The organism is Pseudomonas sp., from assembly GCF_051660785.1.
In the GTDB taxonomy this organism is placed as follows: Bacteria; Pseudomonadota; Gammaproteobacteria; order Pseudomonadales; family Pseudomonadaceae; genus Aquipseudomonas.
On record NZ_JBOFQE010000022.1, the window covers coordinates 1 to 23,800 of the forward strand.

Sequence of the window (23,800 nt, forward strand, 5' to 3'; positions counted from 1 at the left end):
AGCCTGCTCGCGATAGCGGTGTATCAGGCGACATCAATGTCGGATGCTAAACCGCTATCGCGAGCAGGCTCGCTCCCACATTGGTTTCGGGTGCGGACCCGAAAAATCAATTTGACACCCAATCGTATGATGATTAGCGTGGAGCCCCATCGTGAAAGGCTTTATGCCGTTCCTGCATCGAGGTGCCCATGTCCAGCAGTTTTCATGCGTCGACCGTCGATTGGCTGGGTTGCTGGATAGCCGCAGGCCAGGTCAAGCCCGGTGAGACCATCAAGGTGGAAGCCGACCTGGGTGAGCAACTCGGTGTCAGTCGCACGGTTATTCGCGAAGCCATCAAAACCCTGGTTGCCAAAGGCATGCTCGAAGTCGGGCCGAAGGTTGGCACGCGGGTGTTGCCGGTGCGGCGCTGGAATCTTTTCGATCCACAAGTCGTGGGCTGGCTGTCGCGCAGTGGCTTGCCGGAAAACTTCGTCGACGACTTGCTCGATCTGCGCCGCACCATCGAACCGATGGCGGTGCGCTGGGCGTGCGAGCGCGCTACCGGCGAACAGGTTCAAGCGATCCTGCTAGCCTACAACGCGCTGGAACGAGCGGTGGACAGTGGCATCGATTACAACCACGCCGACCAGATCTTCCACGAATGCATACTCGCCGCCAGCCACAATCAATTCATCGAACAAATGGTCCCGGCCCTCGGCGCGCTGCTGGCAGTGTCGTTCGAAGTGTCCGCCGCCGACCCTCACGAACTGCGCCGCACGCTACCGATTCACAAAGACATGGCCGACGCCATCGCCGCCCGGGATGCCGCGCGCGGTGTCTGGGCCTGCATGACCCTGATTGATAACGCTGACCTGGCGATCAAACGGTTTTACCCGAAAGTCATGGCCGACAAAAAAGCCAGCTGATCACACAAATTCCCTGTGGGAGCGGGCTTGCCCGCGAAAGCGGTTTAGCATTCAGCGACAAGGTGCCTGACACATCGCTATCGCGAGCAGGCTCGCTCCCACATAAAGCAGAACGCAGGAGGCTTCATGACGTGGAATGCGGTTACCGGGCACCGTGCGCAACTCGGTGAAGGCCCGTTCTGGGATGTGCCGACTCAGGCGCTGTACTGGGTCGACATTGCCGGCAAGCAAGCCCTGCGGCTGATCGGCGCCAATGTGCAAATCTGGGAAATGCCGGAACACGTTTCCGCGTTCATCCCCTGCGAACGCGGTGATGCGCTGGTGACCTTGAGCAGCGGCGTCTATCGACTGGACCTTGATTCCCCAGGACTCGAACCGCGCCTGACCTTGCTTTGCGTCGCTGACCCGCAACCCGGCAATCGCGCCAACGAAGCCCGCTGCGATGCGCAGGGGCGGCTCTGGCTCGGCACCATGCAAAACAACATTGGCGAAAACGGCGAAGACCTGCCCATCGTGCGCCGTTCCGGTGGCCTGTTTCGCATCGACCGCGATGCCCGCGTCACGCCGTTGCTGCGCGGGCTGGGCATTCCCAACACGTTGCTGTGGAGCGAGGATGAGACCACGCTGTTTTTCGCCGACAGCATGGATAAAACCTTGTACCGCTATTTCGTCCACACCGACGGCAACCTGGACACCGCGTACGTCTGGTTCGGCCCCCATGAACGCGGCGGTCCGGATGGCTCGGCGATGGATGCCGAAGGTTTCATCTGGAACGCCCGCTGGGATGGCAGCTGCCTGATCAGACTGACGCCCGACGGTTACGTCGACCGGGTGATCGAACTGCCGGTCAGCCGTCCTACCAGTTGCGTGTTTGGTGGCGAAGATTTGAAAACCCTGTACATCACCAGCGCCGCAAGTCCGTTGAACCATCCGCTGGACGGTGCGCTGCTGTCGATTCGTGTCGATGTGCCGGGAAAACCTTGTACTCGCTTTGCTGGATAAATCCCAAAATATGGGATGTAAAATTATATATTGAGATTATTTGATGGTCGGGTTTATAGTCGGCCATCAGTTACACGCACTCACACTTAAAAAAACAAAACAGGTGAAGTGATGCAGCGATTTTCCAAAGAGACTTTTGACCGGCCATTGAAAGATGCCCGGTTTTTGTCGTGTCTGGAAAAGGGGGCTTGATCCATGGCTGAACCTCTTTCCTTGCCGGCAGTGCCCGAACCTCCCAAAGGTGAGCGTCTGAAAGACAAGGTGGTGCTGCTGACCGGCGCTGCGCAGGGCATCGGCGAGGCCATCGTTGCCACCTTCGCGTCGCAGCAGGCCAAGCTGATCATCAGTGATATTCAGGTCGAGAAAGTCGAGAAAGTCGCGGCCCATTGGCGAGCCCAAGGTTTTGATGTTCAGGCGACCAAGGCTGATGTCTCCCGGCAACATGACTTGCACGCGATGGCCAGGTTGGCGGTCGAGCTTCACGGCCGGATCGACGTACTCGTCAACTGCGCCGGGGTCAATGTGTTCCGTGATCCACTGGAAATGACCGAAGAAGACTGGCATCGCTGCTTCGCCATCGACCTCGACGGCGCCTGGTACGGTTGCAAGGCCGTGCTGCCGCAAATGATCGAGCAGGGCATCGGCAGCATCATCAACATTGCCTCGACCCATTCCACTCACATTATTCCGGGATGCTTCCCGTACCCGGTGGCCAAGCACGGCTTGCTTGGCCTGACCCGCGCGCTGGGCATCGAGTACGCGCCGAAGGGCATTCGCGTGAATGCGATTGCGCCGGGCTACATCGAGACCCAACTGAACGTCGATTACTGGAACGGTTTTGCCGACCCCCACGCCGAACGTCAGCGGGCCTTCGACCTGCATCCACCGCGCCGTATCGGGCAGCCGATGGAAGTGGCAATGACTGCCGTATTCCTGGCCAGTGATGAAGCGCCGTTCATCAATGCCTCGTGCATCACCATCGATGGTGGTCGCTCAGTCATGTATCACGACTAAGCAAAACGGCTTTCAGACGCGGAACTCCGTCTGAAATCCAATCATCATACGATATGACTATTTGCTGCACCGTTTACAAAATAACGCTCAAAAAAAATAACAAGGAGTCAGCTTATGAATCGTCGTCGTGGGATCCGTTCCCTGTGCTGTGCCGCTTTGGCGGTCACTGCGGTCAGCCTGAGCAGCACGCTGCTGGCGGCCGAGGAAGTGAAAATCGGCTTCCTGGTCAAGCAGGCGGAAGAGCCCTGGTTCCAGACCGAATGGGCCTTCGCCGAAAAGGCCGGGAAAGAGAAGGGCTTCACTGTGATCAAGATCGCCGTGCCTGACGGTGAGAAAACCCTCTCGGCCATCGACAGCCTCGCGGCCAATGGCGCCAAGGGCTTCGTGATCTGCCCGCCGGACGTCGGCCTCGGCCCAGCCATCGTCGCCAAAGCCAAGGCGAATGGTTTGAAAGTGATCGCTGTCGATGACCGTTTCGTCGATGCCAGCGGCAAGTTCATGGAAGACGTTCCGTACCTCGGCATGGCCGCGTTTGAAGTCGGCCAGAAACAAGGCAACGCCATGGCCACCGAAGCGAAAAAACGCGGCTGGGACTGGAAAGAAACTTACGCGGTGATCAACACCTTCAATGAACTCGACACTGGCAAGAAGCGCACCGACGGTTCGGCCAAGGCGCTGGAAGATGCGGGCTTTCCTAAAGATCACATCCTCTTCACCGCACAGAAAACCCTCGACGTACCGGGCAGCATGGACGCTACCAACTCGGCCCTGGTGAAGCTGCCGAGCGGCGCGAAAAACCTGATCATCGGCGGCATGAACGACAACACTGTGCTGGGCGGCGTGCGCGCCACCGAAAGCGCCGGTTTTGCCGCGGCCAACGTGATCGGCATCGGCATTAACGGCACCGACGCCATTGGTGAGTTGAAGAAAGCCAACAGCGGTTTCTACGGTTCGATGCTGCCAAGCCCGCACATCGAGGGCTACAACACCGCCAGCATGATGTTCGATTGGGTCACCACCGGCAAAGAGCCACCGAAATACACCGCGATGGACGACGTGACACTGATCACTCGCGAAAACTTCAAGCAGGAACTGGAAAAGATCGGCCTGTGGAACTGAGGGCTGGTTGATTTCATCGGCGGCCCTGGCGACGGGGCTGCCTGATCTGTGTGATGAGGTGGTTTTATGCACGCGCAATTACAGACACATGAGCACAGCGTCGGCGGCAGCTTGCGCTTCAACGGGATCGGCAAGACCTTTCCCGGGGTGAAGGCGCTGGACAGCATCAGCTTCGTCGCTCATCCGGGGCAGGTTCACGCCTTGATGGGCGAGAACGGCGCCGGCAAGTCGACCCTGTTGAAAATCCTCGGTGGTGCCTACACGCCGAGCAGCGGCGACCTGCAAATCGGCGAACAGACGATGGCCTTCAAGTCCACCGCCGACAGCATCGCCAGCCGGGTGGCGGTGATCCACCAAGAGCTGCACCTGGTCCCGGAAATGACCGTGGCGGAGAACCTGTTCCTCGGTCATCTGCCGGCCAGTTTCGGCCTGATCAATCGTGGCGCGCTGCGACAGCAAGCACTGGCCTGCCTCAAAGGCCTGGCCGATGAAATCGATCCGCAAGAGAAAGTAGGGCGCCTGTCCCTCGGCCAGCGACAGCTGGTGGAGATTGCCAAGGCGTTGTCCCGTGGCGCCCATGTGATTGCCTTCGACGAACCCACCAGCAGTCTGTCGGCGCGGGAGATCGATCGCTTGATGGCGATCATCGGACGCCTGCGCGACGAAGGCAAAGTGGTGCTTTACGTGTCCCACCGCATGGAAGAAGTGTTCCGCATCTGCAACGCGGTGACGGTGTTCAAGGACGGCCGCTACGTGCGCACGTTCGAGGACATGAGCGAGCTGACCCACGACCAGTTGGTGACGTGCATGGTCGGTCGCGACATTCAGGACATCTACGATTACCGCAATCGCCAGCGTGGCGCAGTGGCGCTCAAGGTCGATGGTTTGCTCGGGCCGGGTTTGCGTGAGCCGGTGAGTTTCGAGGTACACAAGGGCGAGATTCTCGGGCTGTTCGGCCTGGTTGGCGCGGGGCGTACCGAGTTGTTCCGGATGCTCAGCGGGCTGACACGCAATACCGCCGGACGCCTGGAACTGCGTGGTCATGAGGTCAAACTGCGATCCCCCCGCGATGCGATCGCTGCGGGCATTCTGCTGTGCCCTGAAGATCGCAAGAAGGAGGGCATCATTCCGCTCGCCAGCGTCGCCGAGAACATCAACATCAGCGCGCGCGGGGCTCATTCCACGTTCGGTTGCCTGTTGCGCGGCCTGTGGGAGAAGGGCAACGCCGACAAGCAGATCAAGGCGCTGAAAGTGAAGACGCCCAGTGCCGAGCAGAAAATCATGTACCTGTCTGGTGGCAATCAGCAGAAGGCCATTCTTGGCCGCTGGCTGTCGATGCCGATGAAAGTCCTGCTGCTGGACGAGCCCACTCGCGGCATCGATATCGGGGCGAAAGCCGAGATCTACCAGATCATCCACAACCTGGCCGCCAGCGGCATTGCGGTGATCGTGGTGTCCAGCGATCTGATGGAAGTGATGGGTATTTCCGACCGCATCCTGGTGCTCTGCGAAGGCGCGATGCGCGGCGAGTTGTCTCGCGCAGAGGCCAATGAATCCAACCTGCTGCAACTGGCTTTGCCGCGCCAACGCGCTGACGGCGTGGCGAACTGAGAGGTGACTATGACAATCCAAAACAACGCTCTGCCGACCCAGCGCAAACCTCTGGACCTGCGGCGCTTTCTCGATGACTGGGTGATGCTGCTGGCGGCCGTCGGGATCTTCGTGGCCTGCACGCTGCTGATCGACAACTTCCTGTCGCCGCTGAACATGCGCGGTCTGGGCCTGGCGATTTCGACGACCGGGATTGCTGCGTGCACCATGCTCTATTGCCTGGCTTCCGGGCATTTCGACTTGTCGGTGGGGTCGGTGATTGCCTGTGCCGGCGTGGTGGCGGCGGTGGTGATGCGCGACACCGACAGCGTGTTTCTCGGCGTCAGCGCGGCGCTGGTGATGGGGCTGATTGTCGGCCTGATCAACGGCATTGTGATCGCCAAGCTTCGGGTCAACGCGTTGATCACCACGCTGGCGACCATGCAGATTGTTCGTGGCCTGGCTTACATTTTTGCCAATGGCAAAGCGGTCGGCGTGTCGCAGGAATCGTTCTTCGTCTTCGGTAACGGGCAGTTGTTTGGCGTGCCGGTGCCGATCCTGATCACCATCGTGTGTTTCCTGTTTTTCGGCTGGCTGCTGAATTACACGACTTATGGGCGCAACACCATGGCCATCGGCGGCAACCAGGAAGCGGCGTTGCTGGCCGGGGTGAACGTTGACCGGACCAAGATCATTATCTTTGCCGTGCACGGCGTGATCGGTGCGTTGGCCGGGGTGATTCTGGCGTCGCGCATGACCTCCGGCCAGCCGATGATTGGCCAGGGTTTTGAGTTGACGGTGATTTCGGCTTGTGTGCTGGGCGGGGTGTCGCTGAGCGGCGGGATCGGCATGATTCGGCATGTGATTGCCGGGGTGTTGATTCTGGCGATTATCGAGAATGCGATGAACCTGAAGAATATCGACACCTTCTACCAGTACGTGATTCGCGGTTCGATTTTGCTGCTGGCTGTTGTGATTGACCGCCTCAAACAACGCTGAGATCAAGATCCACCCCTCACCCCAGCCCTCCCGAAACGTCGGACCGCCCCATAGGGGAGAGGGGGAAAGGGAGCAGATCTTCAAGCCTTTCAAAACCTGAGTTCGACTTGCTGTTTCAGGTCGCAGTAAATCCTCCAAACTCCTCGGTCAGCCCCCTCTACCCCTTGGGGCGGTCCGACGTTTCGGGAGGGTTGGGGTGAGGGGTGGATTCACCTGACACCACACCTCCGAACATCCACCTCCCGTCACTTCCCCAAAATATCCCTTGCTCGCCCCCGCCCGTTTCGGTTATCACTTTGTACATGATTAGACAGGTACGATTTGACAAGAAACAACGGGTGGTCGACGAACTCATCCGGCGCATCGAAAGCGGCCTCATGGAGGACGGCTTTCTATTGCCGGGCGAGCATCAGTTGGCTCAAGAATTCAAAGTCAGCCGCGGCACGCTGCGCGAGGCCCTTGCCGAGTTGAAACGACGCAACTACATCGCGACCCAAAGCGGCGTGGGCTCCATCGTCACCTTCGACGGTGTGCTGCTCGATCAACGCAGCGGCTGGGCGCAGGCGCTGGCCGACAGCGGGGCGCTGATCAACACCGAAGTGCTGCGGCTCGAGGCCGTCACCCGGCCGGACCTGCTGTCACGCTTCGGCACCGACCAGTTCATCACCCTCGACCGGCGCCGCCGTTCCAACGACGGCAAGCTGGTTTCCCTCGAACGCTCATTGATGCCCGCCACCGGAGGCCTGGAAAGCCTGCCACGTGTCGGCCTGATCGACAATTCCCTGACCATCACCCTGGCCGCCTATGGCTACATCGGCGAACGCGGCGATCAATGGATCGGCGCAGAACCTCTGAGCACCGAAGACGCCGAGCTGCTCGGGCGCCCGGTCGGCACCGTTTTCCTGAAAGCCTTGCGCACCACGTACGACCGCCAGAACCGCTTCATGGAACAGGTCGAAAGCCTGCTCGACCCGGTGCACTTTCGCCTGCACCTGCAATTCGGAGAATCAAAATGACCGCGCTCGACCGTGCGCTCGGCGCGTTCTACGGACTGGCCCTGGGCGATGCGTTGGGCATGCCGACGCAATCCCTGAGCCGTGCCGAGATCAAGGCTCGGTTCGGTGCGATCACCGATCTGCAAGACGCCGGCCCCGATCAACCGATTGCCGCCAACATGCCCAAGGGCTCGATCACCGACGACACCGAACAGGCGATTCTGGTCGGTCAGTTATTGGTTGAGGGTGAGGGCCGGATCGAACCGGCCGTGCTCGCTCAACGGCTGATCGAATGGGAAGCCGAGATGCAGGCCAAGGGCTCGCAGGATTTACTCGGGCCTTCGACCAAACGCGCGATCGAAATGATCCTCGCCGGCCAATCTCCCGAAGAGGCCGGTCGCTACGGCACCACCAATGGCGCGGCGATGCGCATCACTCCGGTGGGCATCGCGGCGGATGTCGCCAACCCTGAACGGTTCATCAGCGCCGTGGTGCAAGCCTGCCAGGTCACCCACAACACCACGCTGGGGATTTCCAGCGCGGCGGCGGTGGCGGCGGTGGTTTCGGCCGGCATCAACGGCATGGACCTGGGCGAGGCGTTGAACCTAGGTCAGCAAATCGCCCAGCAAGCTGAAGGCCATGGCCACTGGGTGGCGGGCGGACGGATAGCCTCGCGCATCAGTTGGGCGCGGACCATCAGCGTCGACAGCGACAAAGCGTTGCTGGCGGACTTAATGTACGACGTGATCGGCACGTCGGTGGCTTCCCAGGAGTCGGTGGTGGTCTCGTTTGCCCTGGCGCAACAAGTCGCCGTCGGCGAAATGAACGCCTTCGAAGCGGTGTGCATGGCCGCGAGCCTGGGGGGTGACACCGACACCATCGCGGCGATTCTTGGCGCGATGCTTGGGGCCTGTCTGGGGCTTGGGAGTTGGCCGGTGGCGATGATCGAACAGGTCAAAACCGTCAATGATCTCGAGTTGGAGCCTTTGGTAAAAGGCCTTTTGGCTTTGCGTTGACCTGACTGACGCCATCGCGAGCAGGCTCGCTCCCACAGGTACGGCGTGTACCGTGAGGTTTGCACTATCCCTGTGGGAGCGAGCCTGCTCGCGATGGGCGCGCCACCTATTTAATTTTGAAAACCCCGCAATGGATCGCACGGACTTGGCCAGGATAGCCGGGCTGTTGTTTTCGTCTTCCGTCATTGCCCACAACCACAACAAAGGCAACAGGAGCATTTTTCATGAGTTCATCAAACGCCGGGCAAAGCGCCGGGCAACTGGAAACCCGCGGTATCGAGCCGGTGCCGGAAGCGGAGTGCAACGGTCATCCGCTGCAACTGTTCTGGGTCTGGTTCGCGGCCAACATTTCCATCCTCGGCCTGCCGCTGGGCGCCACGCTGGTGGCGTTTCGCGGGCTGGCGATCTGGCAAGCGATCATCGTCGCGATCCTCGGCGCCGCCGGTTCCTTCGCGGTGGTCGGCATCATCTCCATCGCCGGCCGCCGAGGGCGGGCGCCAAGCCTGACCCTGTCGCGCGCCATCTTCGGTGTGCGCGGCAACATCGGCCCGACCCTGGTCTCGCTGATGTCGCGGCTGGGCTGGGAAACCGTCAACACCACCACCGCCGCCTTCGTGCTGCTGTCGCTGTGCTCGATCCTGTTCGGTTCGCCGGTGGAAGCGAAAAGCGCGCCTGTCCTGACCCTGATCTTCATCGCGATTTTCGTTCTGCTGACCTTGTCGGTCTCCGGCCTCGGTCACGCCACGTTGCTGGTGATCCAGAAGTGGGCGACTTACGTGTTCGGCGCGCTGAACATTCTGGTCGGCGGCTTCCTTTGCGCCACCATCGACTGGAGCGCGGTGTTCAACGCCACGCCCGCGCCGTTGAGCGCGATGATCATCGGCGTCGGCACCATGGCCGCCGGCACCGGGATCGGTTGGGCCAACGCCGGCGCCGACATGTCGCGCTATCAGCACCGCAGCGTCAAAGCCGTGCGCCTGGTGGCGTCGGCTGCCTTCGGTGCGGGGATCCCGCTGGTGTTGCTGATCACCCTCGGCGGCTTACTGTCAGTGGGCAACAACGACCTGGCGTCGGCCACTGACCCGATCATCGCGATCCGCGACATGCTGCCGACCTGGATGGCCGTGCCGTACCTGATCACCGCGTTCGGCGGGTTGCTGCTGTCGAACAACCTGTCGGTGTACTCCGCCGGTTTGACCACGCTGACCCTCGGCCTGAAGGTCAAACGCGTCTACGCCGTGGTGGTCGACATCGTCGCGATCTTCGCCGGTTCGATCTACTTCATGCTGATCGCCGACAGTTTCTACGGCCCGTTCATTACCTTCATTTCGCTGCTGGCGGTGCCGATTACGGCGTGGGTCGGGATCTTCGTCGTCGACCTGATTCATCGTCATTACTACAGCCCCAAAGACTTGCTGGACGTCAGCCCGAGCAGCGCCTACTGGTACAACGGCGGCATCGAGTGGCGCGCCTTTGGTGCGTGGGCGCTGGCGATCGTGCTGGGCTTCAGCTTCACCACCATTGGCACCACCGAACAAAACGTCTGGTTCCGCGGTTTCCTGTCGGACTCGTGGCTGGGCCATAACGGCCTCGGCTGGATCGTCACGTTCCTGGTGGCTGGCGGGATTTATTGTGTACTCGGTGGGGCGAGGGATCGTCGCGCTGCGTTAACCGAGAACGCTCATGCCTAGATTGCTGCACACCGGCCAGGTCATCATCGACCTGGTCATGGCCGTGGATAAATTGCCTCAACCGGGCGGCGACGTGCTGGCCCAGTCCGCCAGTTTCGAAGCCGGCGGAGGGTTTAACGTGATGGCCGCCGCTGCGCGTAACGGGCTGCGGGTGGTTTACCTCGGTCGTCATGGCACGGGTCGTTTCGGTGATCTGGCCCGTGAAGCGCTGAAGGCCGAAGGCATCCGGATTGGCATCGCACACAAGGCCGAGCGGGATACGGGATTGTGCGTTGCGGTGACCGACGCGTCGGCCGAGCGCAGTTTCATTTCCTACATTGGCGCCGAGGGCGAATTGTCTGCCGAGGACCTGACGAGCGTGCCAGCCGAGGCGGGCGACTACGTTTACGTCAGCGGCTACAGCTTGCTGCACGCCGGCAAGGCGCAGGCGTTGGTGGACTGGGTGTCGGGTCTGCCGAAGGCAGTCAACGTAGTGTTCGATCCGGGCCCGTTGGTGGATTCGCCGGATCAGCCATTGATGCAGGCGCTGCTGCCGCGCATTGATCTGTGGACCAGCAACAGTGTCGAGGCGCTACGTTTTACCGAGGCGTCAGACATTGCCGAGGCGCTGGACAGACTGACCGATCATCTGCCGGCCGATGTGTTGATGGTGGTTCGTGATGGCCCGCAAGGGTGCTGGATCAGCCAGCGTGGCGACCGACAGCACGTGCCCGGTTTCAAGGTTAAAGCGGTGGACAGCAATGGTGCTGGGGATGCCCATGCCGGAGTGTTTCTGGCCGGGTTGGCGCACGGGTTGCCTGCAGGTGAAGCGGCGCGGCGGGCGAATGCGGCGGCGGCGCTGGCGGTCACTCGGTGGGGGCCGGCGACATCGCCTGGAACTGCTGAAGTTGATGCGTTAATCCGCAAGACTTTCCGCGCCTGACCTGACGCCATCGCGGGCAAGCCCGCTCCCACAGGGTTTTGGGGTGTACACGAATAAGTGAATGCCCTTGATCACTGTGGGAGCGGGCTTGCCCGCGAAGGGGCCATAAGATCCAGCATTCATTCTGATTCTTAGCCAGGCTTGCGCAGCGCCTCGATCAACGCCTGCTGCTTGTAACGTCAGTCAAACGGCCGCAGCCGCGCACGACTGCGACCTGGTTCATCGTGTTAAACGTCCAGCTTTCGCGCCGCCTCAACCCCAGCCGCGCTGAGTTTGATCGGCAGTTGCAGCGAGTGTTCGCCGGCTTCGTTACAGGTCACATGCCCATGCTGAATCAGCCCGCGATCCTGCAGCGTGGCGAGGGCGCTGGCCACGACTTTTTCCCCCCGGTAATTGTCCAGGACCTCCTTGCCCAAGCCACCTGGGTGGGCGTGAAGCAGACGGGTCAGGACTTCTTTCTCAAGGTTTTTATCGACGTTCATGGTTACCTCTTCATGGATGTGGATAGATCGCGTGGGCGAATTATTGGCTGGCGCCGCCTTCAGAACCCGAGCCACCGGTAGTGGTTTTCGAGCCGATGCCGGCGCCGGCGTTATCGGGTGTCTGGGTGTCCGGCACGTTCATTCCGCCTTGACGGCCCGCATCGTTGCCTTGAATCCGTGGGTCGGTGCCCGTGGACGCAGGCACGCTCTCGACGCCCGAGCCATTGGTATTCATGCCGGGCGAGCCTTGGGTGGTCGGGGATTTCGGACCTTCGACCGGGTTGGTCGGGCCGGTACCGGTGGCGGTGGTCGCCGCGAACGCGGCAGAGGACAACAGTGTGGCAAGAGCGAGGGCAGTCAAGCGGGACGTGATCATGGTGTCGTCTCCATTCAATTAGAGTCCTTACCTGATGTTGGTCAGCCTCCGATTTCGATTGGTGCCTGATGAACGACGAACGGTCTAGACCTGCTGCAACGATCGGGCGCTGAAGACCCGACGCAAGATCAAGCGGCCCACGGTGATCAGCCAGTTCAACAACGCCACGATGAGAACTGTGAGCAGAAGTGTCGTCATCCCGTGTTCGACAATGATCTTCCCGGCCAGCAACGGAAAACCGAACACGCCGATGAAGTACGACAGGCTGAACAGCAGCAACGATTGCGAGGTGGTGCCGTGAGGCGCTTCGTTCGCCGCCAGGCCATTGATCACCGAATACGTCAGCCCGTAACCGACCCCGAGCATCATCGCCGCCAGCACGTAGCTGAACCCGCTGTCGACGACAAAACCGAACAGCACAATCGAGCCCATCATCAGCCCCGATAGCAGGCAGGATGCGCGCAACGGATCGCGCTTGACCACGAAGCCGGCAATCAACATTCGGCCGCTGATCGCCGCGCCCATGAAGCCGAAAAAGAACAGTGAGTAATCCAGTGAACGAGATGCCGCGTAACTGGTTTGAAAGCTCGACAGGCCACCGAATACGCACCCGCCGAGGCCGACCATGATGATCGGGAACAGCGCTTTGGAGGACAGCACCTGAGCGGTGGCGCGCCAGGAAATGCGTGCGACGGTGGCGGCAGGCGAGGGCGCTTTTTTCAGCTGTGAATCCAGCCGCCAAAACAGCAACACACCGATCAGACTGGCCAGCGCCGCGAGGTAAAACGCGGCGGTCAACGGATATCCCAGCGCACTGGCGGCGCGACCCAACAACGGACCGCTGCCGATCCCGGTCATCATGCTGCCCGACAGCAACGCAAAGTACTTTGCGCGTTGCGCCGGCGTTACCAGACTCGCAACGATAATCGGCCCCAAGGTGTAGAACACCCCCCAACCCAGCCCCAGCAGCAGTCCGAAAAACAGCAACAGATTGCCGAACCCTGGCGTCAGCGCGAAGCCAAGGCTGGCGGCCACCAGCAACACGCCAAACAGCGCAATAGAACGCGCCGCGCCGAGCAAATCGGACAGGTGCCCGGAGACAATCACCGCCGCAAACGTACTGAGCATCGCCGCCGAAATCACACTGCCGGCATCGTGTTCGTTGCCGCCCCGGGAGCTGATCAACAGCGACAACAGAAACGTCGAGCCGTAGGACAACGACAGCAAATAACTGGCGAGGCAAAACAGGCCGAACAACCTGCTTGAGACGTGGGGCGTTGTGGTAGACATGACGCGGTTCCTTGACTCGATAGACGTGAGCCTCACCTATCTATCATGCGAGACGCGGATATTAGGTCCGAGGTTATCGATGCCAGGGTTAGTGGCGGGCGGAGTAATGCCTGTACATGATTGCCCTGTAGCTTTGGTGGCGAGGGAGCTTGCTCCCGTTGGACTGCGAAGCAGTCCCTGTGACAGATCGACTCTGTCTGCCTGTGAGATCGCGCCGCGTGTTTTTAGGGTGCTGCGCAACCCGCGGGAGCAAGCTCCCTCGCCACAAACCACGCGCCGACTTAGTATGGCGTTTTCAACTTTCGACAGAGGCCCGTCCATGACGATCGAGATCCGCCCGGCGACCCCCAGCGATGCACCGCAAATCCTCGGGTTCATCACCGAACTGGCCGACTACGAACGTGCCCGCCACGAAGTCATCGCCAGCGTCGCCGACATCGAACGCAGCCTGTTCAGCGAAGGCGCCACCGCCCACGGCCTGATCTGCCTGCGCGACGGCCTGCCGATCGGCTTCGCGGTGTTCTTCTTCAGCTATTCCACCTGGCTCGGCAGCAACTGCCTGTACCTCGAAGACCTCTACATCACCCCCCAGCAGCGCGGTGGCGGCGCCGGTAAAACCCTGCTGCGCCACCTCGCCAAAATCGCCTGCGCCAATGACTGCGGACGCTTCGAGTGGAGCGTGCTCGACTGGAACAAACCGGCGATCGAGTTTTATAAGTCGCTGGGTGCCCAGCCACAGGAAGAGTGGGTCCGGTATCGGATGGATGGGGCGGTGTTGCGGGAGTTTGCCGAGGGCAGCTAATCGCTTCAGGGCTTGCTAACTATCGCAGCCTCCAACGGCTCCTGCCTCGATTTGCAGGGGCCGTGGAAAGCTGCGATATTTTTTTGATTAAGTCCCAATATATGGGAATGATATTTATATATTGAGATTTTGCCGCGTCCGGGTTTATAGTCCAGCTCACTCACTGCCAATAAACAGAACAGGTGAAGCGATGCTGGCGCAATTGATCGCGCTCGATTGGGGGACGACCTCATTACGTGCTTACAAACTCGCCGCGGGTGGCCAGGTGCTGGAACAGCGTTCGCTGTCGTCCGGGATCATGCAGTTGCCCCGGACGCCGCGAATCATCAACGGTCAGGCATGCGTCGACGGTTTTGAACTGGCCTTCGACGAGGCGTGCGGTGACTGGCTCGACGCGCAGCCGGAGTTGCCGGTGATTGCCTGTGGCATGGTCGGCAGCGCCCAGGGCTGGCGCGAAGCGGCTTACTGCGACACGCCGGCCAACGTCGCCAATCTCGGAACTTCCCTACAAACCATTCGCAGTCTTCGCGGTGTCGATGTGCACATCGTGCCGGGCGTGATTCAGCGTTCGCGCTTGCCGAACGTGATGCGCGGAGAAGAAACCCAAGTGCTCGGTGTCCTGCAAAATATGCCGATCGAGCAGGGCCGTGATCTGTTGATCGGCCTGCCGGGCAGTCATTCGAAATGGGTGGAAGTGGCCGCCGGTTGCATCGTGCATTTCGATACCTTCATGACCGGCGAGATCTTCGCCGTGCTCAGCGAACACAGCATTCTGGGGCGCACCCAGCAAAAGGGCGCGTCCTTCGATGGCCAGGCGTTCGATCGGGGTGTGCAAGTGGCGCTGTCGGCGGAGGGCGAGATCGGGCCGTTGTCGACAGTGTTCAGTGCCCGCAGCCTTGGGTTGACGGGCGAACTCAGCGCGACCGCGCAACCGGACTACTTGTCCGGCCTGCTGATCGGCCATGAGCTGTCAGCACTGGCCAACGTTCAACGGCGCCGACGCAACAGCGTTCATCTGCCGTCGATCATCCTGATCGGCAATTCTCAACTCTGTGCCCGCTACAGCCGGGCCCTCGACGCCTGCGGATTTGCCCGCGTGACCCTGGCCGAACACGCCACCGAACGCGGGTTGTGGCAGTTGGCGGTCGCCGCCGGACTGATCGCCGCGCACCTACCCCGTTAAACCTGACTGGAGGTCTGACATGCTCAAGCAAGCACTGGCGCAAAACGGTCTGATCGCGATCCTGCGTGGCCTGCGCCCGCAAGAAGCGGCCGCCATTGGCGAAGTCCTTTACGCCGCCGGATTTCGCGTCATTGAAGTGCCGCTCAATTCCCCCGAGCCGTATGAAAGCATCCGCATCCTGCGCAGTACTTTGCCTGCCGATTGCCTGATCGGCGCCGGCACGGTGCTGACGCCGGAGCAGGTCGAACAAGTGAAAGCGGCGGGCGGCCAGGTGATCGTCATGCCGCACAGCGATGCCAAGGTGTTGCGTGCGGCGAAGGCGGCCGGCTTGTACCTGTCGCCGGGTGTGGCGACGCCGACCGAAGCCTTTGCCGCTCTGGCCGAAGGTGCGGATGTGCTGAAGATGTTTCCGGCCGAACAGATGGGGCCCGCCGTTGTGAAAGCCTGGCTCGCGGTGCTGCCCGCAGGAACGATTCTGGCGCCGGTCGGTGGGATAACACCGGACAACATGCAGGTGTTTATCGACGCCGGTGTCAAAGGCTTCGGTCTCGGTTCCGGGTTGTTCAAACCGGGCATGACACCTGAAGAAGTGGCCGTGAACGCCAAGGCCTATGTCGCTGCATGGAACGCTCTGCGTTAAGACTTTTTTGGCGCCGAGCGCGCTGCATCTAACAAGAGAGACAACAGATGAAAATCACCAAACTCACTACCTTCATTGTTCCGCCGCGCTGGTGTTTCCTCAAGGTTGAAACCGACGAAGGCGTGACCGGTTGGGGCGAGCCCGTGGTCGAAGGTCGCGCGCACACCGTGGCGGCGGCCGTTGAAGAATTGTCCGACTACCTGATCGGCAAAGACCCACGCAACATCGAAGACATCTGGACCGTGCTCTACCGCGGCGGCTTCTACCGGGGCGGCGCGATTCACATGAGTGCGCTGGCCGGTATCGATCAGGCGTTGTGGGACATCAAGGGCAAGGCTTTGGGTGTGTCGGTCAGCGACTTGCTCGGTGGCCAGGTGCGCGACAAGATTCGGGTGTATTCGTGGATTGGAGGAGACCGGCCGGCGGACACCGCTCGCGCAGCGAAAGAAGCGGTCGAACGTGGTTTCACTGCAGTGAAAATGAACGGCACCGAAGAGCTGCAATTCCTCGACTCCTTCGAGAAAGTCGACCTGGCCCTGGCCAACGTTGCCGCCGTGCGTGACGCGGTGGGCCCGAACGTCGGCATCGGCGTCGACTTCCATGGCCGGGTGCACAAACCCATGGCCAAGGTGCTGATGAAGGAACTCGACCCGTACAAACTGATGTTCATCGAAGAGCCCGTGCTCAGCGAAAACTACGAAGCGCTGAAGGAACTGGCGCCGCTGACCAGCACCCCGATTGCCCTCGGCGAGCGCTTGTTCTCGCGCTGGGATTTCAAGCGTGTGCTCAGCGAAGGCTACGTCGACATCATCCAGCCGGACGCGTCACACGCCGGTGGCATCACCGAAACCCGCAAGATCGCCAACATGGCTGAAGCCTACGACGTCGCGTTGGCGTTGCATTGCCCGTTAGGCCCGATTGCCCTTGCGGCGTGCCTGCAACTGGATGCGGTCTGCTACAACGCGTTCATCCAGGAGCAGAGCCTGGGCATTCACTACAACGAGAGCAACGACCTGCTGGATTACGTGAAAGATCCGCGGGTGTTCGACTACGACAAAGGCTTCGTGAAAATCCCCAACGGCCCGGGCCTGGGGATCGAGATCAACGAGGAATATGTGATCGAGCGCGCCGCCGTCGGCCACCGCTGGCGCAACCCGATCTGGCGCCATGCCGATGGCAGTTTTGCCGAGTGGTGAGTTCTCCCTGACCCCACACAAAACTCCTGTGGGAGCCAGCCTGCTGGCGATTGGTTCGGCACATCCAGCATTGATGGTGACGGACACACCGCTATCGCCAGCAGGCTGGCTCCCACAGTTTGATCTCCATGGACAGGGGGATTTGCGGCACCCCCCGATTTCACATCGACCTCAATAAACACAAGAAGAGGCATTCCCCATGCAACCGCAAACCCTCACCGGGCAGGCGTCGTTGGTGGCGCCCAGCCGCAAGCGTTTTTTCATCATGGTGCTGCTGTTTATCACCGTGGTCATCAACTACCTCGACCGCAGCAACCTCTCCATCGCCGCCCCGGCGCTGACCAGCGAACTGGGCATCGACCCGATCCACGTCGGTCTGATTTTCTCGGCCTTCGGCTGGACCTACGCCGCCATGCAGATCCCCGGCGGTTGGCTGGTTGATCGAGTGCCACCGCGCATCCTCTACAGCGTTGCCTTGCTGCTGTGGTCGGTCGCCACGGTGATGCTCGGTTTCGCCGCCAGCTTCATCGCGCTGTTCGTCTTGCGCATGGCGGTCGGTGCCCTGGAAGCGCCGGCGTATCCGATCAACAGCCGGGTGGTCACCACCTGGTTCCCGGAGCGCGAACGCGCCACAGCCATCGGTTTCTACACTTCCGGACAGTTCGTGGGGCTGGCATTCCTGACGCCGGTACTCGCCTGGCTACAGCATGAATTTGGCTGGCACATGGTGTTCGTCAGCACCGGTGCGGTCGGCATTCTCTGGGCGGTGATCTGGTACGCGGTATACCGCGAGCCACGGGATTTCAAGGGTGCCAACGACGCCGAAATCGAGCTGATCCGCGAAGGCGGCGGGCTGGTGGATATCCAGGCCGAACAAGCCAAGGTAAAAGCCAAATTCAGTTGGACCGACCTCGGCATCGTTCTGACCAAACGCAAGTTGTGGGGCATCTACCTCGGCCAGTTCTGCCTCAACTCGACGTTGTGGTTTTTTCTGACGTGGTTCCCGACCTACCTGGTGAAATACCGCGGCATGGACTTCATCAAGTCCGGCCTGTTGGCGTCGCTGCCGTTTCTCGCGGCTTTTATCGGCGTGCTGTGTTCCGGGTTCTTCTCCGACTTCCTGATCCGTCGCGGCTACACCGTGGGCTTCGCCCGCAAACTGCCGATCATTGGCGGCTTGCTGATTTCCACCTCGATCATCGGCGCCAACTTCGTCGAATCCACGCCGTTGGTGATTGCCTTCCTCGCATTGGCGTTCTTCGGTAACGGTCTGGCTTCGATCACCTGGTCGCTGGTGTCGACGCTGGCGCCGGCGCGGTTGCTCGGGTTGACCGGCGGGGTGTTCAACTTCATCGGCAACCTGTCGGCGATTACCACGCCGATCGTCATCGGTTTCCTCGCCACCGGTGATTCGTTTGCCCCGGCGATCACTTACATCTCGGTCCTGGCATTGATTGGCGCGCTTTCCTACATCTTGCTGGTCGGCAAGGTCGAGCGTATCAAGTTGTAGTGGCAGCCATCGGGCGACCATAATGCCGCCCGTTCACTGGCTCAACGGTAAAGGCTGGATATGCAGGAAGACGCCCCAAAAATCGCCAAGGACGCCGCACCGACCGGCACCCAGACACTGCTTCGTGGTCTGGGTGTGGTTCAGGCCGTGGCCAGTGGCGCCCGCGATCTCAAGGAAATCGCCCGGCTGATCGGCACGACGCGCAGCACCACCCATCGTCTGGCCAGTTGTCTGGTGGACGAGCGTTACCTGCGGGTGGTGCCGCAAGTCGGTTATCTGTTGGGTCCGAAGCTGATCGAGCTGGGTTTCCAGGCGCGCGAAGAATTGCCGCTGGTTACATTAGCCGGGCCGTATCTGGATGAGTTGTCGGCGTTGACCGGCGACACCATTCACCTGGCGATTCGTGAAGGCGACGAGGTGCTGTACCTGCACAAGAATCCGGGGCGCAATGGCCCGGAAATGCGTTCGCGGGTCGGCCACCGCATGCCGTTGGCGCGCACCGGGATCGGCAAGGCGTTGATGCTCGATGACACGCAGGAAGAATGGCAACGGCTGTACGAAGTCAGCCTGCCGGCAGGTGGGAAAAATCAGTTCTGGCCGCTGCACCCGGAGCAGTCCTGGGAGCAGTTTCAGCAGCGCATGATTGAATACGTGGCGGGCGGTTACGCTTTCGACCTGGAAGACAATGAACCGTCGATCCGTTGTGTCGCGGCGCCGATCCGTGATGCCAGCAAGCGCATCGTTGCCGGCATCAGCATCGCCAGCACGGTGCCGTACATGCCGTTGGAAAAGATGGCCGAGCTGATCCCCCTGATCAAAGGGGTCACAGCCCGGCTGTCGGCGGAGCTTGGACTTAAGGTTTAAACCTTGAGCGTCGCCATATCGATCACGAAGCGGTACTTCACATCACCGGCAATCATGCGGGCGTAAGCCTCGTTGATCTGGCGGATGTCGAGCATTTCGATGTCGCACGTGATGTTGTGCTCGGCGCAGAAATCCAGCACCTCCTGGGTTTCGGCAATGCCGCCGATCAGTGAACCGGCCAATACGCGACGGCTCATCACCAGTTTGCCGGCGTGGACCGGAGGATCGACCGGTTCAATCAAGCCCACCAGAATGTGCACGCCGTCGAAACGCAGGGTATCGAGGTAGGGGTTGAGATCGTGCTGCACCGGAATGGTGTCCAGCAGGAAATCGAAATAGCCCGCCGCCGCCTTCATCTGATCGGCATCGGTGGACACGATCACGTGGTCCGCGCCCTGACGACGACCTTCTTCAGCCTTGCTTGCCGAACGGGTGAACAGCGTGACTTCGGCGCCCATCGCCTTGGCGAATTTGATGCCCATGTGGCCGAGTCCGCCCATGCCGAGAATCCCGACCTTGTCGCCGGCCTTCACGCCGTAGTGCTTGAGCGGCGAGTAGGTGGTGATGCCGGCGCAAAGAATTGGCGCGGCACTGGACAGGTCGAGTTTTTCCGGGATGCGCACGACGAAGTGCTCGCTGACCACGATGCTGTCGGAGTAGCCGCCCATGGTGTTGCTGCCATCGACCCGGTCCGGGGTGGCATACGTCATGGTCGGACCTTCGAGGCAGTATTGCTCGAGGTTGGCCTGGCAGGCTTCGCAGCTGCGGCAGGAATCGACCATGCAACCGACACCAACCAGATCGCCGACCTTGTGCCGGGTAACATTCGCACCGACGCCGGTCACTTTACCTACGATCTCGTGGCCGGGCATCAACGGGTAAACGGCAATGCCCCACTCGTTGCGGGCCTGGTGAATGTCGGAATGGCAGACACCGCAGTAGAGAATATCGATCGCAACGTCGTCGGCCCTTGGGCTGCGGCGTTCGAATTTCACGGGGGCGAGGGGAGTGGTGGCCGATTGGGCGGCGTATCCGATGGCGGTGTACATGGTGAACCTCGCAGAAGCAATGACAAGTGAGGCGGCGCATTTTGGGCGCCGTGTCCGCCATCGGCCATGGCGATTCCTCCGGGTGTCATGCCTATTCCTCCGGCAACAGCTTTCGTTTGATCAAATGCGCGATCAGACCTGCGATGATGCTTTCATCCCCTTTTTCCAGAAGTTTTTCTTATGTTGTTAACGCGTCATCTCGATGCCAATGCCAATCTGGTTTCGCTGATTGAGCCGCTGACCACTCGCGATGGATTCGCCGCTACGGCATTGCCGGGCGTTCAGGTTTTGCGAGCCAGTTGCGATGTGGCCCGTGGTCCGCAGATCTATGAGCCAAGCCTGGTCATCATTGCCCAAGGCAGCAAACTGGCGTATCTGGGGCCGCGCACACTGGAGTACGGCGCCGGCCATTATCTGATTCAGGCATTGCCGGTGCCGTTTGAGTGCGAAACGTTTTCGGCACCAGACGGGCCGATGCTCGGCGTTTCCATTGCCATTGATCGGGTGTTGCTCGGTGAGTTGGTGTTGGCGATGGGTTTGGCGCCGGGGCGCAATATTGCTGCGCAGACGCCGGAGTCGATGACCTCGGCGGTGCTCGACAATGACATGCGGGGTTGCGTGGAACGACTGTTGCGCTGCCTGCACGATCCGCTGGAATGCCGGATCATGGGGCAGGCGCGTTTGCGTGAGTTGTTGTTCGTCGCCTTACGCGGTCCGCAAGCCGATGTGTTGCGTGCACTGGTGGAGCAGCAAGGGCAGTTCGCGCGGATCGCAGCCTCGCTCAGCCATTTGCATGCGCATTACACCGACCCCTTGAATGTCGAGACGTTGGCCAGTTGCGCGAACATGAGTGCATCGACGTTCCATGAGCATTTCAAGCGCAGCACGTTGTTGTCGCCGGTGCAGTATTTGAAGCGGTTGCGCTTGCTGAAGGCGCAGCAGTTATTGCTCGCCGAGGGGTTGGGCGTGGCGCAGGTGGCGCATCGGGTCGGGTATCAGAGCACGTCGCAGTTCAGTCGTGAGTACAAGCGCTATTTCGAGCGTAATCCTGGGGATGAGCGCGCTGCCTGATTCACCGCAAATCCCCTTGTGGGAGCGAGCCTGCTCGCGATTGCGGTTCATCATCCAGTATACGTGTTGACTGACCCGCCGCTATCGCGAGCAGGCTCGCTCCCACTGGGTTTTGGGTTGGGCTTATACCTGTGCAACAAAAAGGCCCCCATTTCGGGAGCCTTTTTGTTCAGCGATTCAACTTACATGTTCGGGTAAGTCGGGCCGCCAGCACCTTCCGGTGCTACCCAGGTGATGTTCTGTGCAGGGTCCTTGATGTCGCAGGTCTTGCAGTGAACGCAGTTCTGGGCGTTGATCTGGAAGCGCTTCTCGCCGTCTTCCTTGGTCACCACTTCGTACACGCCGGCCGGGCAGTAACGCTGGGCAGGTTCATCGTACATCGGCAGGTTCTTGGCGATCGGAATGCTCGGATCGGTCAGCTTCAGGTGGCACGGCTGTTCTTCTTCGTGGTTGGTACCCGAGATGAACACCGAGCTGAGTTTGTCGAAGCTGATCTTGCCGTCCGGTTTCGGGTAGTCGATCTTCTTGCAGTCGGCCGCGAGCTTGAGGCACGCGTAGTCCGGCTTGTTGTCGTGCAAGGTGAACGGCAGTTTGCCGCCGAAGATGTTCTGGTCGAGCCAGTTGAAACCGCCGCCGACGATCGCGCCGAACTTGTGGATCGCCGGGCCGAAGTTGCGGCTGGCGAACAGTTCGTCGTAGAGCCAGCTCTTCTTGAACGCGTCGACGTAAGTGGTCAGCTCTTCAGTGCCGTCCTTCTCGGCGAACAGCGCCTCGGCCACGGATTCAGCGGCGAGCATGCCGGACTTCATCGCGGTGTGGCTGCCTTTGATCTTGGCGAAGTTCAGGGTACCGAGGTCGCAACCGATCAGCGCGCCGCCCTTGAAGACCATTTTCGGCAGCGAGTTCAGGCCGCCTTTGCAGATGGCGCGGGCACCGTAGCTGATGCGCTTGCCGCCTTCCAGGTACTGCTTGAGCACCGGGTGATGCTTGAGGCGCTGGAACTCGTCGAAGGGCGACAGGTAGGTGTTGCTGTAGGAAAGATCGACAATCAGACCGACGACTACCTGATTGTTTTCCAGGTGATAAAGGAACGAGCCGCCAGTGTTCTCGGTGCCCATGATGTCCATCGGCCAACCGGCGGTGTGGACGACCAGGCCTGGCTGGTGCTTGGCGGGATCAACTTCCCAGATTTCTTTCAGGCCGATGCCGTAGTGCTGGGCGTCGGCTTCGCTGTCGAGGTTGAAGCGCTTGATCAGTTGCTTGCCGATGTGGCCGCGGCAACCTTCGGCGAACAGCGTGTACTTGCCGCGCAGTTCCATGCCCGGGGTGTACAGGCCTTCTTTAGGGTGACCTTCGCGGTCAACGCCCAGGTCCCCGGTGATGATCCCGCGAACCACGCTATTCTCGTCGAACAGCGCTTCCTGAGCGGCGAAGCCCGGGTAGATTTCTACGCCCAGGTTCTCGGCCTGCTGGGCCAGCCAGCGGCACAGGTTGCCCAGGGAGATGATGTAGTTGCCATCGTTGTGCATGGTCTTGGGCACAAAGAAGTCAGGAATTTTTTGCGCGCTGTCGGCATTCTTGAGGACGAAGATGTCATCGCGGGTCACCGGCGTGTTCAGCGGGGCGCCGAGTTCTTTCCAGTCCGGGAATAATTCGTTCAGGGCGCGGGGTTCGAAGATCGCGCCGGACAGAATGTGTGCGCCGACTTCGGAGCCTTTTTCGACCACGCAGACGCTGATTTCCTTACCGGCTTCAGCAGCCTTCTGCTTCAAGCGGCAGGCGGCGGAAAGACCCGCGGGGCCGGCACCGACGATGACCACGTCGAATTCCATGTATTCGCGTTCCACAGGTTATCTCCTACTCAAGGCTCAACAGTTTTTTTTCTAATTGGAGGTTTGGTGTCGCATCCATGAATTCCTTCGCAACGCGCGGAACAGGACAATCGATAGACCACCTTTCTCTCTGGGTGGCGCATTATATCTACACCACTCCTAGCGTCCAATACAAACGTTTGTTTGAATTGGCTCAAAGCCAGAGAAATCAAAGTCACGCGGCTTATGAACGGCTATTTTGCCGTATTGACC

22 protein-coding genes are annotated in these 23,800 nt (G+C 60.5%); 17 read left to right on the forward strand and 5 right to left on the reverse strand.

What is annotated here, in order from left to right; translation table 11 throughout:
• Positions 1-188: 188 nt before the first annotated feature.
• The 10 genes from ACRC4F_RS05835 (at position 189) to ACRC4F_RS05880 (ending at position 11,253) form a co-directional block, all read left to right on the forward strand.
• Positions 189-905, forward strand: coding sequence for a FadR/GntR family transcriptional regulator (locus tag ACRC4F_RS05835; protein ID WP_438658488.1), 717 nt, complete (start codon positions 189-191; stop codon positions 903-905).
• A gap of 126 nt (positions 906-1,031) precedes the next feature.
• Positions 1,032-1,907: an SMP-30/gluconolactonase/LRE family protein gene (locus ACRC4F_RS05840; protein WP_438658489.1), complete on the forward strand. Its 876-nt coding sequence runs from the start codon at positions 1,032-1,034 to the stop codon at positions 1,905-1,907.
• A 195-nt stretch (positions 1,908-2,102) separates the two neighbouring features.
• Positions 2,103-2,921 carry an SDR family oxidoreductase gene (locus ACRC4F_RS05845; RefSeq protein ID WP_438658490.1) on the forward strand — a complete coding sequence of 273 codons (819 nt, stop codon included), beginning with the start codon at positions 2,103-2,105 and terminating at the stop codon, positions 2,919-2,921.
• Positions 2,922-3,035: 114 nt separating this feature from the next.
• Positions 3,036-4,040: a substrate-binding domain-containing protein gene (locus ACRC4F_RS05850; RefSeq protein ID WP_438658491.1), complete on the forward strand. Its 1,005-nt coding sequence runs from the start codon at positions 3,036-3,038 to the stop codon at positions 4,038-4,040.
• Between the two features lie 66 nt (positions 4,041-4,106).
• Complete coding sequence (gene araG, locus ACRC4F_RS05855; protein WP_438658492.1) at positions 4,107-5,651, forward strand: L-arabinose ABC transporter ATP-binding protein AraG; 1,545 nt, start codon at positions 4,107-4,109, stop codon at positions 5,649-5,651.
• 9 nt (positions 5,652-5,660) lie between these two features.
• Entirely contained in the window at positions 5,661-6,629 is a 969-nt protein-coding gene (gene araH, locus ACRC4F_RS05860) for an L-arabinose ABC transporter permease AraH (protein ID WP_438658493.1), read from the forward strand.
• Positions 6,630-6,931: 302 nt separating this feature from the next.
• Positions 6,932-7,645 (forward strand): GntR family transcriptional regulator, encoded by a 714-nt coding sequence (locus ACRC4F_RS05865; protein ID WP_438658494.1) that lies wholly within the window; start codon positions 6,932-6,934, stop codon positions 7,643-7,645.
• Positions 7,642-8,640, forward strand: coding sequence for an ADP-ribosylglycohydrolase family protein (locus ACRC4F_RS05870; protein ID WP_438658495.1), 999 nt, complete (start codon positions 7,642-7,644; stop codon positions 8,638-8,640). The genes ACRC4F_RS05865 and ACRC4F_RS05870 overlap by 4 nt, the downstream gene beginning before the upstream one ends.
• Positions 8,641-8,864: 224 nt before the next feature.
• The gene (locus tag ACRC4F_RS05875) at positions 8,865-10,331 is read left to right on the forward strand and encodes a purine-cytosine permease family protein (protein ID WP_438658496.1); all 1,467 of its coding nucleotides are present in this window, start codon (positions 8,865-8,867) and stop codon (positions 10,329-10,331) included.
• Positions 10,324-11,253, forward strand: coding sequence for a PfkB family carbohydrate kinase (locus ACRC4F_RS05880; RefSeq protein ID WP_438658497.1), 930 nt, complete (start codon positions 10,324-10,326; stop codon positions 11,251-11,253). Before ACRC4F_RS05875 ends, ACRC4F_RS05880 begins: the two co-directional genes overlap by 8 nt.
• A 227-nt stretch (positions 11,254-11,480) precedes the next feature.
• Here the strand turns inward: ACRC4F_RS05880 and ACRC4F_RS05885 are convergent, their stop codons facing one another.
• The 3 genes from ACRC4F_RS05885 to ACRC4F_RS05895 form a co-directional block, all read right to left on the reverse strand.
• A complete protein-coding gene (locus ACRC4F_RS05885; RefSeq protein ID WP_094468480.1) occupies positions 11,481-11,735 on the reverse strand; it encodes a hypothetical protein in 255 nt (84 codons plus the stop codon).
• A gap of 40 nt (positions 11,736-11,775) precedes the next feature.
• Positions 11,776-12,111 carry a hypothetical protein gene (locus ACRC4F_RS05890; protein ID WP_438658498.1) on the reverse strand — a complete coding sequence of 112 codons (336 nt, stop codon included), beginning with the start codon at positions 12,109-12,111 and terminating at the stop codon, positions 11,776-11,778.
• A gap of 84 nt (positions 12,112-12,195) precedes the next feature.
• On the reverse strand, positions 12,196-13,401 hold the full coding sequence (locus ACRC4F_RS05895) for an MFS transporter (RefSeq protein ID WP_438658499.1): 1,206 nt from the start codon (positions 13,399-13,401) through the stop codon (positions 12,196-12,198).
• Positions 13,402-13,720: 319 nt separating this feature from the next.
• On the opposite strand from ACRC4F_RS05895, the gene ACRC4F_RS05900 reads away from it, so the two are divergent.
• From ACRC4F_RS05900 to ACRC4F_RS05925, 6 genes are all read left to right on the forward strand, one after another.
• Positions 13,721-14,203: a GNAT family N-acetyltransferase gene (locus tag ACRC4F_RS05900; RefSeq protein WP_438658500.1), complete on the forward strand. Its 483-nt coding sequence runs from the start codon at positions 13,721-13,723 to the stop codon at positions 14,201-14,203.
• Between the two features lie 190 nt (positions 14,204-14,393).
• Positions 14,394-15,386 (forward strand): 2-dehydro-3-deoxygalactonokinase, encoded by a 993-nt coding sequence (locus tag ACRC4F_RS05905; RefSeq protein WP_438658501.1) that lies wholly within the window; start codon positions 14,394-14,396, stop codon positions 15,384-15,386.
• A gap of 19 nt (positions 15,387-15,405) precedes the next feature.
• Entirely contained in the window at positions 15,406-16,026 is a 621-nt protein-coding gene (locus ACRC4F_RS05910) for a 2-dehydro-3-deoxy-6-phosphogalactonate aldolase (RefSeq protein ID WP_438658502.1), read from the forward strand.
• Positions 16,027-16,073: 47 nt separating this feature from the next.
• Positions 16,074-17,222 carry a galactonate dehydratase gene (gene dgoD / locus ACRC4F_RS05915; RefSeq protein WP_008152275.1) on the forward strand — a complete coding sequence of 383 codons (1,149 nt, stop codon included), beginning with the start codon at positions 16,074-16,076 and terminating at the stop codon, positions 17,220-17,222.
• Between the two features lie 199 nt (positions 17,223-17,421).
• On the forward strand, positions 17,422-18,732 hold the full coding sequence (locus tag ACRC4F_RS05920; protein ID WP_438658503.1) for an MFS transporter: 1,311 nt from the start codon (positions 17,422-17,424) through the stop codon (positions 18,730-18,732).
• A 60-nt stretch (positions 18,733-18,792) separates the two neighbouring features.
• A complete protein-coding gene (locus ACRC4F_RS05925; protein WP_131061329.1) occupies positions 18,793-19,596 on the forward strand; it encodes an IclR family transcriptional regulator in 804 nt (267 codons plus the stop codon).
• Here the strand turns inward: ACRC4F_RS05925 and ACRC4F_RS05930 are convergent.
• Entirely contained in the window at positions 19,593-20,645 is a 1,053-nt protein-coding gene (locus tag ACRC4F_RS05930) for an NAD(P)-dependent alcohol dehydrogenase (protein ID WP_438658504.1), read from the reverse strand. The two genes, ACRC4F_RS05925 and ACRC4F_RS05930, sit on opposite strands and share 4 nt — an antisense overlap.
• A gap of 180 nt (positions 20,646-20,825) precedes the next feature.
• Between ACRC4F_RS05930 and ACRC4F_RS05935 the strand changes: the two genes are divergently transcribed.
• Positions 20,826-21,716: an AraC family transcriptional regulator gene (locus tag ACRC4F_RS05935; RefSeq protein ID WP_438658505.1), complete on the forward strand. Its 891-nt coding sequence runs from the start codon at positions 20,826-20,828 to the stop codon at positions 21,714-21,716.
• A gap of 182 nt (positions 21,717-21,898) precedes the next feature.
• Here ACRC4F_RS05935 and ACRC4F_RS05940 read toward each other — a convergent pair whose 3' ends face one another.
• Positions 21,899-23,563, reverse strand: a complete 1,665-nt coding sequence (locus ACRC4F_RS05940) for an electron transfer flavoprotein-ubiquinone oxidoreductase (RefSeq protein WP_438658506.1) — start codon at positions 23,561-23,563, stop codon at positions 21,899-21,901.
• Positions 23,564-23,800 lie beyond the last annotated feature (237 nt).

What these genes read in the sequence shown, in the direction of transcription:
- ACRC4F_RS05875 (WP_438658496.1), top strand. Translation starts at nt 8,865, where the DNA reads ATGAGTTCATCAAACGCCGGGCAAAGCGCCGGGCAACTGGAAACCCGC.
- ACRC4F_RS05935 (WP_438658505.1), top strand. Translation starts at nt 20,826, where the DNA reads ATGTTGTTAACGCGTCATCTCGATGCCAATGCCAATCTGGTTTCGCTG.
- ACRC4F_RS05925 (WP_131061329.1), top strand. Translation starts at nt 18,793, where the DNA reads ATGCAGGAAGACGCCCCAAAAATCGCCAAGGACGCCGCACCGACCGGC.
- araH (WP_438658493.1), top strand. Translation starts at nt 5,661, where the DNA reads ATGACAATCCAAAACAACGCTCTGCCGACCCAGCGCAAACCTCTGGAC.
- araG (WP_438658492.1), top strand. Translation starts at nt 4,107, where the DNA reads ATGCACGCGCAATTACAGACACATGAGCACAGCGTCGGCGGCAGCTTG.
- ACRC4F_RS05840 (WP_438658489.1), top strand. Translation starts at nt 1,032, where the DNA reads ATGACGTGGAATGCGGTTACCGGGCACCGTGCGCAACTCGGTGAAGGC.
- ACRC4F_RS05880 (WP_438658497.1), top strand. Translation starts at nt 10,324, where the DNA reads ATGCCTAGATTGCTGCACACCGGCCAGGTCATCATCGACCTGGTCATG.
- ACRC4F_RS05895 (WP_438658499.1), bottom strand. Translation starts at nt 13,401, where the DNA reads ATGTCTACCACAACGCCCCACGTCTCAAGCAGGTTGTTCGGCCTGTTT.
- ACRC4F_RS05885 (WP_094468480.1), bottom strand. Translation starts at nt 11,735, where the DNA reads ATGAACGTCGATAAAAACCTTGAGAAAGAAGTCCTGACCCGTCTGCTT.
- ACRC4F_RS05920 (WP_438658503.1), top strand. Translation starts at nt 17,422, where the DNA reads ATGCAACCGCAAACCCTCACCGGGCAGGCGTCGTTGGTGGCGCCCAGC.
- ACRC4F_RS05910 (WP_438658502.1), top strand. Translation starts at nt 15,406, where the DNA reads ATGCTCAAGCAAGCACTGGCGCAAAACGGTCTGATCGCGATCCTGCGT.
- ACRC4F_RS05930 (WP_438658504.1), bottom strand. Translation starts at nt 20,645, where the DNA reads ATGTACACCGCCATCGGATACGCCGCCCAATCGGCCACCACTCCCCTC.
- dgoD (WP_008152275.1), top strand. Translation starts at nt 16,074, where the DNA reads ATGAAAATCACCAAACTCACTACCTTCATTGTTCCGCCGCGCTGGTGT.
- ACRC4F_RS05900 (WP_438658500.1), top strand. Translation starts at nt 13,721, where the DNA reads ATGACGATCGAGATCCGCCCGGCGACCCCCAGCGATGCACCGCAAATC.
- ACRC4F_RS05890 (WP_438658498.1), bottom strand. Translation starts at nt 12,111, where the DNA reads ATGATCACGTCCCGCTTGACTGCCCTCGCTCTTGCCACACTGTTGTCC.
- ACRC4F_RS05905 (WP_438658501.1), top strand. Translation starts at nt 14,394, where the DNA reads ATGCTGGCGCAATTGATCGCGCTCGATTGGGGGACGACCTCATTACGT.
- ACRC4F_RS05835 (WP_438658488.1), top strand. Translation starts at nt 189, where the DNA reads ATGTCCAGCAGTTTTCATGCGTCGACCGTCGATTGGCTGGGTTGCTGG.
- ACRC4F_RS05870 (WP_438658495.1), top strand. Translation starts at nt 7,642, where the DNA reads ATGACCGCGCTCGACCGTGCGCTCGGCGCGTTCTACGGACTGGCCCTG.
- ACRC4F_RS05850 (WP_438658491.1), top strand. Translation starts at nt 3,036, where the DNA reads ATGAATCGTCGTCGTGGGATCCGTTCCCTGTGCTGTGCCGCTTTGGCG.
- ACRC4F_RS05845 (WP_438658490.1), top strand. Translation starts at nt 2,103, where the DNA reads ATGGCTGAACCTCTTTCCTTGCCGGCAGTGCCCGAACCTCCCAAAGGT.
- ACRC4F_RS05865 (WP_438658494.1), top strand. Translation starts at nt 6,932, where the DNA reads ATGATTAGACAGGTACGATTTGACAAGAAACAACGGGTGGTCGACGAA.